At 70.9% G+C, this 12,395-nt stretch carries 11 protein-coding genes and 1 tRNA gene; 5 read left to right on the top strand and 7 right to left on the bottom strand.

Annotated features, from left to right (window positions below; translation table 11 throughout):
* Nucleotides 1-2 precede the first annotated feature (2 nt).
* Together ACNAW0_RS23360 and ACNAW0_RS23355 are read left to right on the top strand one after the other, a co-directional pair.
* Complete coding sequence (locus ACNAW0_RS23360) at nucleotides 3-284, top strand: hypothetical protein (RefSeq protein WP_416290107.1); 282 nt, start codon at nucleotides 3-5, stop codon at nucleotides 282-284.
* 4 nt (nucleotides 285-288) lie between these two features.
* Nucleotides 289-939, top strand: a complete 651-nt coding sequence (locus tag ACNAW0_RS23355; RefSeq protein ID WP_416290105.1) for an aminodeoxychorismate/anthranilate synthase component II — start codon at nucleotides 289-291, stop codon at nucleotides 937-939.
* Nucleotides 940-1,030: 91 nt separating this feature from the next.
* Here ACNAW0_RS23355 and pknB read toward each other — a convergent pair whose 3' ends face one another.
* The 7 genes from pknB to ACNAW0_RS23320 all read right to left on the bottom strand — a co-directional run bounded on the left by pknB (nucleotide 1,031) and on the right by ACNAW0_RS23320 (nucleotide 9,906).
* Complete coding sequence (gene pknB / locus ACNAW0_RS23350) at nucleotides 1,031-2,833, bottom strand: Stk1 family PASTA domain-containing Ser/Thr kinase (RefSeq protein WP_416290104.1); 1,803 nt, start codon at nucleotides 2,831-2,833, stop codon at nucleotides 1,031-1,033.
* Nucleotides 2,830-4,149, bottom strand: coding sequence for a protein kinase domain-containing protein (locus tag ACNAW0_RS23345; protein WP_416290103.1), 1,320 nt, complete (start codon nucleotides 4,147-4,149; stop codon nucleotides 2,830-2,832). The genes pknB and ACNAW0_RS23345 overlap by 4 nt, the downstream gene beginning before the upstream one ends.
* A gap of 1 nt (nucleotide 4,150) precedes the next feature.
* Nucleotides 4,151-5,665 carry a peptidoglycan D,D-transpeptidase FtsI family protein gene (locus ACNAW0_RS23340; protein WP_416290101.1) on the bottom strand — a complete coding sequence of 505 codons (1,515 nt, stop codon included), beginning with the start codon at nucleotides 5,663-5,665 and terminating at the stop codon, nucleotides 4,151-4,153.
* Nucleotides 5,662-7,047 (bottom strand): FtsW/RodA/SpoVE family cell cycle protein, encoded by a 1,386-nt coding sequence (locus ACNAW0_RS23335; protein ID WP_416290137.1) that lies wholly within the window; start codon nucleotides 7,045-7,047, stop codon nucleotides 5,662-5,664. Before ACNAW0_RS23335 ends, ACNAW0_RS23340 begins: the two co-directional genes overlap by 4 nt.
* 130 nt (nucleotides 7,048-7,177) lie before the next feature.
* Complete coding sequence (locus ACNAW0_RS23330) at nucleotides 7,178-8,629, bottom strand: PP2C family protein-serine/threonine phosphatase (protein WP_416290100.1); 1,452 nt, start codon at nucleotides 8,627-8,629, stop codon at nucleotides 7,178-7,180.
* Nucleotides 8,626-9,111 (bottom strand): FHA domain-containing protein, encoded by a 486-nt coding sequence (locus tag ACNAW0_RS23325; RefSeq protein WP_416290099.1) that lies wholly within the window; start codon nucleotides 9,109-9,111, stop codon nucleotides 8,626-8,628. Before ACNAW0_RS23325 ends, ACNAW0_RS23330 begins: the two co-directional genes overlap by 4 nt.
* A 6-nt stretch (nucleotides 9,112-9,117) precedes the next feature.
* Entirely contained in the window at nucleotides 9,118-9,906 is a 789-nt protein-coding gene (locus ACNAW0_RS23320) for an FhaA domain-containing protein (protein ID WP_416290098.1), read from the bottom strand.
* Between the two features lie 209 nt (nucleotides 9,907-10,115).
* On the opposite strand from ACNAW0_RS23320, the gene ACNAW0_RS23315 reads away from it, so the two are divergent.
* The 3 genes from ACNAW0_RS23315 (at nucleotide 10,116) to ACNAW0_RS23305 (ending at nucleotide 12,185) form a co-directional block, all read left to right on the top strand.
* Nucleotides 10,116-10,201, top strand: a tRNA-Leu gene (locus tag ACNAW0_RS23315).
* 107 nt (nucleotides 10,202-10,308) lie between these two features.
* Complete coding sequence (locus ACNAW0_RS23310; protein ID WP_416290097.1) at nucleotides 10,309-11,382, top strand: NAD-dependent epimerase/dehydratase family protein; 1,074 nt, start codon at nucleotides 10,309-10,311, stop codon at nucleotides 11,380-11,382.
* Nucleotides 11,379-12,185: a WecB/TagA/CpsF family glycosyltransferase gene (locus ACNAW0_RS23305; protein ID WP_416290136.1), complete on the top strand. Its 807-nt coding sequence runs from the start codon at nucleotides 11,379-11,381 to the stop codon at nucleotides 12,183-12,185. The genes ACNAW0_RS23310 and ACNAW0_RS23305 overlap by 4 nt, the downstream gene beginning before the upstream one ends.
* Nucleotides 12,186-12,395 lie beyond the last annotated feature (210 nt).

Raw genomic sequence — 12,395 nt, 5'->3', positions numbered from 1 at the left:
CGATGTACGCGTGGATCTGGCGCAAGCTGCCGTTCGGGCTGGTCGGGAAGCTCATCGGTTCGCTGCTGCTCACCGCGATGACGGCGGCCCTGCTCTGGTTCGTGGTCTTCCCGTGGGCGGAACCTCTCCTCCCCTTCTTCGACAGCCAGATCACCGACGACTCGGGCGTGCCGGGTGGCGACCCTGGTGGGCAGCTCACCGTGCCCAGCGGGTCGCCCACTGAGGAGGAGATCCCGTACAGCACGGAGACCAACAACGTCTCGCCCTCCACCCCGAACAGGTGACCCGATGCGCGTCCTGGTGATCGACAACTACGACTCGTTCGTCTTCAACCTCGTGCAGTACCTCGGCCAGCTCGGCGTGGACTGCGAGGTCCGGCGCAACGACGAGATCGACGTCGCCGAGGTGGGCCGGCTGGGCGCGGACGGCGTGCTGCTGTCGCCCGGGCCCGGCAGCCCGGACCGCGCCGGCATCTGCCTCGACGTGATCCGGGAGTACGCCGGCAGGCTGCCGCTCTTCGGGGTCTGCCTCGGCCATCAGGCGATCGGCGAGGCGTTCGGCGCGACGGTGACCCGGGCGCCGGAGTTGCTGCACGGCAAGACTTCTGAGGTGAGCCACCACGGGGTCGGTGTGCTCGCCGGCCTGCCCGATCCCTTCACCGCCACCCGCTACCACTCGCTCGCCGTGCTGCCGGAGACTCTGCCGGAGGAGCTGGAGGTGACCGGCTGGACCGGCTCCGGCGTGGTGATGGCCATGCGGCACCGGACCCTGCCGATCGAGGGCGTCCAGTTCCACCCGGAGTCGGTGCTGACCGAGGGCGGGCACCTCATGCTGGCCAACTGGCTGGCCGTCTGCGGCTACCCGGCGGCACTGGAGCGGGCTCCGGAACTGGCCGCCGAGGTGGACGCCCGTCGCCGGGCCGCCTTCGCCGCCGCCTGAGCCAGCCCGTCCCGGCGTTACAGCCAGCTACGCCACATTGCGGTGTCCCGGTCACCCGGGCACCGCGATGTGGCGTATGTCATGGCTGGCGCTAGGGGCCGAACGGCCGCGGCGGCGACGTGGTCGGGAAGGGGAAACCGCCGCCGGTACCCGGGGACGTGGGCTGGTCGGTGGGCGTCTCGGTCGGGGTTTCGGTCGGGTCGGGCAGCGGGGTGTCGACGTAGATGGTGACCGGCTTGTCCTTGGCCAGTTTGCTGCCCCCCTTCGGGTTCTGGGAGCTCACCTTGCCCGCCTGGTCCGCCGGCTTCAGGTCACCGTTCTTGACATTCACATTTTTGTACCCGAACTGCCTCAGCACCTTGATGGCCTGGTCCTTGGGGAGGTCGGTGACGTCCGGAACCTCATTGACGTTGCCGTTGGAGACCTTCACCTTGATGGTGGTTTTCTCCGGAACCGAGGTGCCCTGTTTGGGATCGGTGTCGAGGACCGTGCCCTTGGTCGCGGCGTCGTCGACATACTCCGGGTCGACGTTGAAGCCCATGCCCTCCAACTGCTGCTTGACGTTGTCGAACCGGCTGCCTTCCACACTGGGGATGCGGACCTTCTTCGGGCCGCCGCAGACCTGGAACGTCACGTTCTGGCCCTTTTCCAGCTGCGTATTTGGGGCCGGGCTCTGGTCGACCACCATGCCCTTCTCGCAGTCGCTGTTGAGCACCGGGTCGCCGGGGACCGGGACGAGGTTCAACCGCTGGATCTCGGCGGTGGCTTCCGCCTGGCTCTTGCCCTGCAAAGGCGGGACGTTGACCTTCTCGGCGGCGCGCTCGTTCAGCAGCAGTGCGGCGACCAGGGCGATCACCGCGAGGACGCCGAGCCCGGCGAAGGTGGCGATCACCCAGGAGGAGCTCCGGCGCTTGCGCGGGTCGCCGACCCGGGCCGGGTGCTGCCGGCTCTGCGGCCCCATGACCTGCGTCTGGTACCCGCCCGCGGCACCGGCCGGCGCCATCGGCATGGTCTCCTCGGCCGGCATGACCGGGGTGGCCAGCACCGGGCGGCCGGCGGCGGCGCGGAGCAGGTCCGCCCGCATCTCACCGGCGCTCTGGTAGCGGTTCAGCGGGTTCTTCGACAGCGCCTTGAGGACGATGGCGTCAACCGCCTGGTTGACGTCCGGGTTGATGGTGCTCGGCGTCGGCGGCGCCTCCCGTACGTGTTGGTAGGCGACGCTGACCGGGCTGTCCCCGACGAACGGCGGGTGCCCGCAGAGCAGCTCGAACAGCACACAGCCGGCCGCGTACACGTCGGAGCGGGCGTCGACCGCCTCGCCGCGTGCCTGCTCGGGAGAGAGGTACTGGGCGGTGCCGATGACCGCGCTGGTCTGGGTCATCGTGGTGGCGCCGCTGGCCAGTGCCCGGGCGATGCCGAAGTCCATCACCTTGACCTGGCCGGTCTGGGTGAGCATCACGTTGCCGGGCTTGATGTCCCGGTGGATGATGCCGTGCCGGTGGCTGAACTCCAGCGCCGCGCACATGTCGGCGCAGATCTCCAGCGCCCGGCGCGGCTGGAGCCGGCCCTCTGCGCCCAGGACCTCCTTCAGGGTCCGCCCGTTGACGAACTCCATCACGATGAACGGCAGCGTCTCGCCGGTCGCCGAGGTCTCCTCGCCGGTGTCGTACACGGCGACGATGGCCGGGTGGTTCAGCGAGGCGGCGTTCTGGGCCTCCCGGCGGAACCGCATCTGGAAGGTGGCGTCCCGGGCCAGATCCGCCCGAAGCATCTTGATCGCGACATCCCGACCGAGCCGGAGATCGCGACCGCGGTGCACCTCTGCCATGCCGCCGTAGCCGAGCAGCTCGCCGACCTGGTACCTGCCACCGAGCAGGCGGGCCTGCGCTGTCATCGCGTCTCTCGTCCTTCGCTCGTCGTCGTCTCGCCGCCAGCCGGCTGGAGCCGTACCCCACGACGGTACGACGCCCGGACCAGATCGTCCGCTCCGTGGGCCCGCACCGCGCCGGACGTCACGCTCACCGGAGCGAGCCCGCCGGGGTCGCCGGCCGCCCCGTGCATCCGGTAGTTGTAGGAAATCACGCCCGAGCAGAGTACGACCAGTACGGCCAGCACGATGGCGGTCAGCCACAGGCCGGGCCGGGACCGGCGCGGGGCCGGCAGCGGCGCAGCCTGGACGGCCGGCGGCCGGGCGTACCCGAGGGGGTTGTGCTGCCCGGGCAGCGGGACGGCCATGGCGGCGCGCGGGGCGACCGGCGGGCGCGGCTGCTGGGCAGTCGGCGCGACCGCGGGCGGGCGCGACGCCGCCGGAACCTGCGCCCGGGCTGCCGGCCCGGCCGACGAGGACGGTACGCCGGGGATCGGGTGCGGCTGACCGCCGCGCGCCTGCCGGGACAGGGCGAGCTTGGCCTGCCGGGCGACGCTGGCCAGGGCGGCTGCGCTCGGCCAGCGGGCCGCCGGATCCTTGGCCAGGGCCCGCTCCACGATCGCCTTGACCTGGGGCGGGATGTCAGCGGGGAGCGGCCGGGGCGCATCGCGTACATGTTTCATCGCGATTTCGAGGGGGTTGTCCCCTTCGAAGGGCCGTCGACCGGCGAGGCACTGGTACGCGACCACGCCGAGCGCGTACACGTCCGAGGCGGGGGTGGCCACCGCACCGGTCGCCTGCTCGGGCGAGATGTACGACGCGGTGCCCAGCACCGAGCCGGCGGCGGTGAGCTGGCCGACCAGGTCGGAACGGGCGATGCCGAAGTCGGTGAGCACCAGCGTGCCGTTCGGGCGGACCAGCAGGTTGCCCGGCTTCACGTCGCGGTGCACGATGCCCTTCTCGTGGGCCGCGTGCAGCGCGTCGGCGGCCTGCGCCAGCAGGGCCATCGTCCGGGCGGGGGTGAGCCGCCCGACCCGGCTGAGCGTCGAGGAGAGCGCGTCGCCCTCGACGTACTCCATGACGAGGAAGGCGATCTGCTGGTCGCTGCCGAAGTCGTAGACGTCCACCACGCCGGGGTGGTTGATGGTGGCCATGGTCCGCGCCTCGCCGCGGAACCGCTCGGCAAAGCCGGGCTCGTCGAGCAGGGCGGGGAGCAGGCTCTTCACGGCGACCGTACGGCCCAGCACCTGATCGGTGCCGCGCCAGACGTCACCCATGCCACCGCTGGCGATCCGCTCGTCGAGGCGGTAGCGGTTGCCGAGCTGCACCCCGGGGCTGAGCATGTCAGCGGCCTCCGGAGTCGGCGATGACCGCCGCCATGATCCGGCCGGCGATCCGGGCCGCCTCGCCGCTGCCACCCTTGCCGGCCCGCTCCAGCTCCACGCAGACGGCGGAGATCGGCGTGCCGTTCTTGTCCAGCGCGAAGCCGATGAACCAGCCGTGGTCGGGGGTGTCCGGGCCGGATTCCGCGGTACCGGTCTTGCCGCCGACGGTATAGCCCTTGATGGCGGCCTTCCCGCCGGTGCCGTTCTTGACGACGCTGACCATCATGTCCCGCAGGTCGGCGGCGACCGGCCCGCTCACCGGCCGGCGCAGCTCGCGTGGCTTGGCGGCGTCGTAGACGGTGGTCCGGTCCGGCCCGAGCAGCCGGTTGACCAGGTACGGCCGCATCTGGCTGCCGTCGTTGGCCACCGCGGCGGCGATCAGCGCGCCCTGCAGCGGGGTCATCCGTACGTTGTTCTGCCCGATCGAGGACTGGGCCAGCGCCGCGGGGTCAGTGCTGCCGTCCTCGTTCTGCATGTCGCCGGTCCGGCTGGCCGCCACCGACAGTCCGCCCTTGCCGAGCTGCCCGACCGTGAGGTCGTCCTGCTCGAAGCCGAACTGGCGGGCCGCGTCCTTGACCTTGTCCGCGCCGAGCGTGACGCCCAACTGGGCGAAGCCCGTGTTGCAGGAGTAGGTGACGGCGTCCTTGAGGGTGACTTTGGTGCCGGGCGGCCCGGGGCAGATCGAGCGTGCGGCGTTCTCGATCGGCTTGCCCGCGGTCGGCGGGGTCCAGTTCGACCCCGCCGGGATCTCGGTCTCCTTGGTGACCCCGTTCTCCAGCGCCGCCGCGGCCACCACGATCTTGAAGGTGGAGCCCGGGGGGAGGGTCTCGGACAGCGCCCGGTTGGCCAGCGGGTGGTCCGGGTCCTTCTCGAGCTGGTCGTGCGCCTTGCCGGCCGCGGCGCTGTCGTGGTCGGCCAGCGGGTTCGGGTCGAAGCTCGGCATGGAGACGAGCGCCTGCACGGCGCCGGTACGCGGGTCGATCGCGATGGCCGCGCCCCGGGTCGCCCCGACCTGGTTGTTCTGGAGCTGCTTGTACGCCGTCTCCTGGGCGCGCTTGGACAGGGTCAGCAGCACGTTGCCGCCACCGGTCTGCTCGCCGGTGAACATGTCCCTGACCCGGTCACCGATGAGCTGGTCGCTGGTCCCGGCGAGGAACTCGTTCTCCAGCCGCTCGATGCCCGTGTCGGCGTTGTTGACCGGCTTGTAGCCGAGCACGTGCGCGTACGTCTCGCCGCCCGGGTAGGTGCGCTGGAACCTGAGCTTGCCGCCGGTGTCCTTGCTGATCGCGACCGCGGTGCCGCCGACCTCGATGTTGCCGCGCTTGCGCTTGTACTCATCGACCTGGACCCGGCCGTTGTAGTCGCTGGTGCGGTATTCGTCCGCCTTGTAGGCCTGGATCCAGTTCAGGTTCGCGAAGAGCAGCCCGAAAAGAATCATCACGACCACGCCGACGCGACGCAGGGGTGCGTTCACGGCCGGATCACCTCCGTGTGGGCACCGTGCAGCTGCTCCGGCGGACCGCCGCTCGGCCGAGCCGCCGGGCCGCCGGGGGCCACCGGCCGGCTGGCGCCGTCGGAGACCCGGAGCAGGGTCGCGATGAGCAGCCAGTTCGCCATCAGCGACGAACCACCGGCGGAGAGGAACGGGGTGGTCTGACCGGTCAGCGGGATGAGCTTGCTGATCCCGCCGACGATGACGAAGACCTGCAGGCCCAGGGTGAAGGCCAGGCCACCGGCCAGCAGCTTGCCGAACGAGTCCCGCACCGCCAGCGCGGCCCGCAGCCCCCGCTCCACGATCAGCAGATAGATCACGAGCAGCGCGGAGAGGCCGAAGAGGCCGATCTCCTCGCCGATGCCGGCGAAGATAAAGTCGTTCTGCACCTCGGGCACCAGCGTCGGCTGACCGCCGCCCGGCCCGGCCCCGAAGAGGCCGCCGGTGCCGAGCGTGAGCAGACCCTGGACCAGCTGGTAGCCCTTGTCGAGCGGGTCACCGAACGGGTCCAGCCAGATCTCCGCACGGACGTAGAAGTTCGCGAACGGGCCGCCGATGGTGCCGCCCAGCACGTACGCCAGGTAGGCGCCGCCGAAGAACAGGACCAGGCCGATGAGCAGCCAGCTGACCCGTTCGGTGGCGATGTAGAGCGTCACCACGAACATGCCGAAGTAGAGCAGCGAGGTGCCCAGGTCCTTCTCGAAGACCAGAACCAGGATGCTGATCATCCAGACCACCAGGACCGGGCCGAGGTCCCGGCCGCGCGGGAAGTCGATGCCGAGCACCCGCCGGCTGGCCAACGAGAGCACCTCACGCTTGCGGACCAGGTAGTAGGCGAAAAAGGTGAGCAGGGCGAGCTTGGCGAACTCACCCGGCTGAATCTGGAACCCGCCGAACCGGATCCACAGCTTGGCGCCATTGACCTCGGAGAACTTGCCCGGCAGCACCGCCGGGATCATCACCAGCACGATGCCGGCCAGCCCCAGGGTGTACGCGTACCGGGAGAGCGAGCGGTGGTCCCGCATGATCGCCAGCAGCACGGCGGCGAGGACCACCGCGGCCAGCGTCCAGGCGAGCTGCCGCCCGCCCGTCCCCGCGAAGATGGCCAGGCTCTCCCGGTCGGCCGCGTCGGCGTCGGCCAGGTCGTACCGGCGCAGGAAGCCCACCCCGATGCCGTTGAGCAGGGCGACCGCCGGCAGCAGCGCCGGGTCGGCGAAGGGCGCCAGCCAACGGATCACCAGGTGCAGGCCGAGGAAGACCAGCCCCAGCGTGGCGGCCGGAACCCAGAAGTCGGGGGTGACCGTGTCCAGCACGTTCGCCTCGACGGTCGCCCCGTACGCCGCCACCAGCACCATGGCGAGCATCAGCAGGGACAGCTCGGCGTTACGCCGGGACCGGGCCAGGCGTACGCCCGGCTGCTCGCCCGTCGAGGCGGGCGAGGTGGCCGGTACGGCGGCTGCGGTCACGGTCGGGTCCTCGGGGTCGAGCCGACACTCACTCCGGCGACCGGCAGCCCGCCGGATCGACCGGCGGAACGGTGTCGGAGATGACGGCGTCGGGCGTGGTGGTCGGCGCAGGCGAGCCGGTCGGCACCGGCGTGGCGCTGGCCGACGGGACAACGCTCGCGCTGGCCGCCGGGGTCGATGCGCTGGCGGTCGTGCTCGGGGTTGGGGTCGGGACCGGAGTCGGGCTGGCCGCCATGGCCGTCGGGCTCGGCGGGCAGATCGGCTTGAGGTTGGGGTTGGTCGGGTCGTCGTTGATCAGCTCGGCCAGCCGGCGCTCGGCGTCCGGCTCGTTCCGGGCCTGGATGCCCTGCTTGACCTGCTCCTGCGCGGCCAGGGTGAGGTCGTCCAGCTTGACCGGGCTGGTGGAGTGCAAGCTCGACAGGTCGAGGCCGGCGATCTGGCCCGGCACGCCGCGGAACACGGCGAGCTGGCCGTCCTCGGTGGCGCCGACGTAGTACTGGCGCTGGGTGTAGCTCCACCCGCCGAAGACGCCGCCGCCGAGGATGACCAGGAGCGCCAGCAGCATCGCCGCGGTACGCAGCGGCCGGTGCCGGCGGCGTTCCGGCTCGTCGTCGCGGGCGTCCGCCGGCTCCTCCGGCGCGGCCGCCCGCGGGGCGGACAGGGCCGAGGCGCGGGCCGCCGGGGTGGAGACGTCGGCGGAGGTGGCCATGCCCCGGTCCCGGGCCGCGGCGCCGCCGACGATCGGGGTCGCCTCGACAATGTCCTGGTCGGTGGCGTCGGCGATGATCACGGTGATGTTGTCCGGGCCGCCGCCTCGCAGGGCGAGCTGCACGAGGCGCTCCACACACTGCTGCGGTTCGGCGTACTGGCGCATGGCGTCGGCGATGGTGTCCGCGCTGACCACCCCGGAGAGGCCGTCGGAGCAGATCAGGTAGCGGTCGCCGGGGAGCACCTGCCGGACGCTGTACTCCGGGTCGATGTCGCGGCCGTCCAGCGCCCGGGTGAGCAGCGAGCGCTGGGGGTGGCTGCTCGCCTCCTCCGCGCTGATCCGGCCCTCGTCGACGAGCATCTGGACGTACGTGTCGTCCTTGGTGATCTGCGCGAACTCACCGTTGCGCAGGAGATAGGCCCGCGAGTCACCGATGTGGACCATGCCGAACTTGCTGCCGGAGAAGAGGGTCGCGGTGAGCGTGGTGCCCATCCCCTCCAGCTGCGGATTGGCGTCCACGGTGTCGCGGAGCTGTTGGTTGGCGGTGCCGACGGCCGAACGCAGCGCGTCGACGAGGGCGTCCCCGGGGACGTCCTCGTCGAGGGGCGCCATGGCACCGATGACGATGTTGCTGGCGACGTCACCGGCGGCCATGCCGCCCATGCCGTCGGCGACGGCGAGCAGCCGCGGCCCGGCGTAGACGGAATCCTGATTACCGTCTCGGATCAGACCGCGGTCACTGTGGGCCGCATAGCGCAGGGTCAGAGTCATGGCCGTAATTCGAGGGAAGTGCGGCCGATACGAATCGGCACGCCGAGGGGGACTGGGGTTGGTCCGGTGACCTTAGCGCGATCCAGGTAGGTGCCGTTAGTCGAACCAAGGTCCTCGACGAACCACTGCCCGTCGCGCGGCACGAGTCGGGCGTGCCGCGCCGAGGCGTAGTCGTCGGTGATCACCAGCGTCGAATCCTCCGCCCGGCCGATGGTGATCTGGGCTTCGCCGAGGGTGATCCGGGTGCCGGCCAACTGGCCGGCGGTGACGACCAGTTGGTGCGCGGCCCTGCCTCGCTTCACCTTCGCCGGCTTCGCTGCCTGCCCGATCGATGCCCCGACCGCGCGTGGCGCGGCCACCAGCCGACCCGACCTGGCCCCGGCGAAGAGATCCCGGCGGATCACCCCCACCACCGTGAACACGAAGATCCACAGCAGGATGAGGAAACCGAACCGGGCGACGGTGATGACGAGTTCCGGCAACGCTGATCAGCCGTCCACGCGGAAGGTCAGGGTGGTGGTGCCGAGCTGGACCATGTCGCCCGGGTTGAGGGCGACGGCGGACACGCGCTGGCCGTTGACCATCGTGCCGTTGGTCGAGCCGAGGTCGGTCAGCACGACCTGGCCACCGTCGAAGTCCAGCCGGGCGTGTCTGCGGGAGATGCCCACGTCGGGCAGGCGCAGGTTGGCCTGGTCACCGCGACCGATCACCGTTGAGCCCATCTGGAGAGGGTACGTACGGCCGTCACCGGAGACCAACCGGACGTTGCGGCCACCACCCTGCCCCGGCGGCGGGCCGTAGCCGCCGCCCTGGTCGTACGACGGGTAGGCGGGTCCGGCCTCGTAGCCGCCGGGCGCGGAGACCGGGGCGACGTCGCCGCCGGTGTAGACCTCCGCGGTGACCCGGAACATGCCGGTGTCCAGCCCCTCACCGCGCTCGACCTCGACGATGACGTCGCCGTAGACCGTCCAGGCCTGCTCGCCGATGAATTCCGCCTGCGACTGGGCCAGCTCCTGGGCCAGCGCCGCAGCGTAGGGCGCCAACCGACTGTGGTCGTACGGCGAGAGATCGATCACGTAGCGGTTGGGCACCAAAGTGCGCCCACCGGCCAGGATCGCCTTGTGCGCCTCGGCCTCCCGCTGCATGGCGTTGAGGATCTCCACGGGGTGGACCACCCCTTTGAAGACCTTGGCGAAGGCCCCCTCGACCAGGCCTTCCAGACGCTTCTCGAAGCGTTGCAGCACGCTCACCGGCTCCTCCTCGGGTTCCGAGGCCATGATGGTATCCGGACACCGCCTCCGCAGCTCACACGCCGCTCGGCCGGCTGCCGGCGGCCCGTTCGTGGCCGGTCCTGCTGTCGTGCTACAGTTTCGTCCGCCACGAACGGTGATCGCTCGTGGCGATGACCGGAGACAGCGTAATATGTCCCGGCATCCGCCGCAGGTGGCGGGCGCGGGATGAGCTACGTTGTTGCAGGTCAGGCCACGGGGAAGTGGCGGAATGGCAGACGCGCACGGTTCAGGTCCGTGTGCCCGAAAGGGCGTGGGGGTTCAACTCCCCCCTTCCCCACCACAACGAGGGCTCCGCAGACAGCGGGGCCCTCGCGTCATATCGGGGCATGCCGGGCATCGCGCTATGCTCCGATGGTTTCCCTGCCCCCTACGGATCGGGAGTGGCCTGTGAGTGTCGCGTTGGTGACCGGTTCAGGCGGTCTGATCGGCTCCGAGGCGGCCCGGCACTTCGCCGGCCTCGGTCTCGACGTGATCGGCATCGACAACGACATGCGGCGGTACTTCTTCGGCGAGGACGGCTCGACGTCCTGGAGCCTGGACCGGCTCGCCGCCGAGCTGGGCAGCGCATACACCCACTACTCGGTGGACATCCGGGACCGGGACGGCCTGGAGCGGGTCTTCAAGAAGTACGGCTCGGACATCGCCGTCGTGATCCACAGCGCCGCGCAGCCGAGCCACGACTGGGCCGCCAAGGAGCCGTACACCGACTTCGACGTGAACGCCGGCGGCACGCTCAACGTGCTGGAGAACACCCGCCGGCACGCCAACGACGCGCCCTTCATCCACTGCTCGACCAACAAGGTGTACGGCGACCGCCCGAACAGCCTGCCCCTGATCGAGCTGGAGACCCGGTACGAGTTGCCCGAGGACCACCCGTACCACCAGGGCATCACCGAGGACATGTCGATCGACGAGTCGCTGCACTCGGTCTTCGGCGCCTCGAAGGTCGCCGCCGACGTGATGGTCCAGGAGTACGGCCGGTACTTCGACATGAAGACCGCCTGCTTCCGGGGTGGCACGCTGACCGGCCCGGCCCACTCGGCGGCCGAGTTGCACGGCTTCCTGGCGTACCTGATGCGCTGCGTGATGGAGGGCCGGACGTACAACCTCTTCGGCTACAAGGGCAAGATGGTCCGGGACGCGATCCACTCCCGGGACGTGCTGACCGCGTTCGAGGCGTTTTTCCGCGCGCCACGGTCGGCCCAGGTCTACAACCTGGGTGGCGGTCGTCACTCGAACACCTCGCACATCGAGGCGTTCCGGATCGCCGAGGAGATCACCGGCCGCGAGGCGCAGATCAACTACGTCGAGCAGGCGCGTACCGGCGACCACCAGTGGTACGTCAGCAGCATGGCCCGGTTCGAGGAGCACTACCCGGACTGGAAGATCACCTACGACGTGCCGATGATCCTCCGCGAGATCTACGACGCGAACGTCGACAAGTGGGTGCCGAAGCCATGACCGCCGGCACCAAGCGGAACGTGCTCGGCGTGCTCGTCGACGCGACCGACTACGCCCGGGCGACCGAGGCGGTCGTCGCGGCGGCGCACGGGCGCCACCCGCTGGCCCTGACGGCGCTGGCCGTGCACGGCGTGATGACCGGGGTGCTCGACCCCGCGCACAACGCCCGGCTCAACTCGTTCGACGTGGTCACCCCGGACGGGCAGCCGGTCCGCTGGGCGCTCAACCTGCTGCACGGCGCCGGCCTCACCGACCGGGTCTACGGCCCGGAGCTGACGCTGCGGGTGCTCGCCCGGTTCGCCGGCGAGGGCCTGCCGGTCTACCTGTACGGGTCCACCGAGGAGACCCTGTCCCGGCTGCTCCCGGCGCTGGAGCGGAAGTTCCCGGCGCTGAAGATCGCCGGAGTCGAGCCGTCGAAGTTCCGGCCGATGCAGCCGGGCGAGGACGTCGAGATCGCCAACCGGATCAAGTCCAGCGGCGCCCGGCTCGTCCTGGTCGGGCTGGGTTGCCCCCGCCAGGAGGTCTTCGCGTACGCCATGCGGCCGCTGCTGGACATGCCGCTGATGGCGGTCGGCGCCGCGTTCGACTACCACGCCGGCCTGCTGCGCAACCCGCCCCCGTGGATGCAGCGGGCCGGGCTGGAGTGGTTCTGGCGGCTCGGCCTGGAGCCGAAGCGGCTCTGGCGCCGCTACGTCATCCTCAACCCGGCCTACCTGGCCCGGCTGGCCGCGCAGAAGACCGGGCTGTGGAAGGCCGCCCCGCCGCCGGCGGCCACCGCTCGTCCCGCCGCCTTCGACGTCTGACCTGCGCGAATCAGTCCGCCGGCCGTCGAGCAGGAGCCGGACGTCCGGCGGGAGCCACGGCTTGTCCGGCACCGGTCGCCGCTCCTCGCGCCACGCCGGGCCGGCCAGCCCGGTGGCCGCCCGGCGCCGTCCACCTCCGACTCGCGGGGCTGAGAACGACATCCGGCGGCCACCGAGAGGTGACCGCCGGACGCCGGTGGGAAGGTTGGC

Source organism: Micromonospora sp. SL1-18 (assembly GCF_047921505.1).
In the GTDB taxonomy this organism is placed as follows: Bacteria; Actinomycetota; Actinomycetes; order Mycobacteriales; family Micromonosporaceae; genus Micromonospora.
The sequence above is the reverse complement of the archived record's forward strand: the minus strand, read 5'-3'. Positions and strand labels throughout refer to the sequence as shown.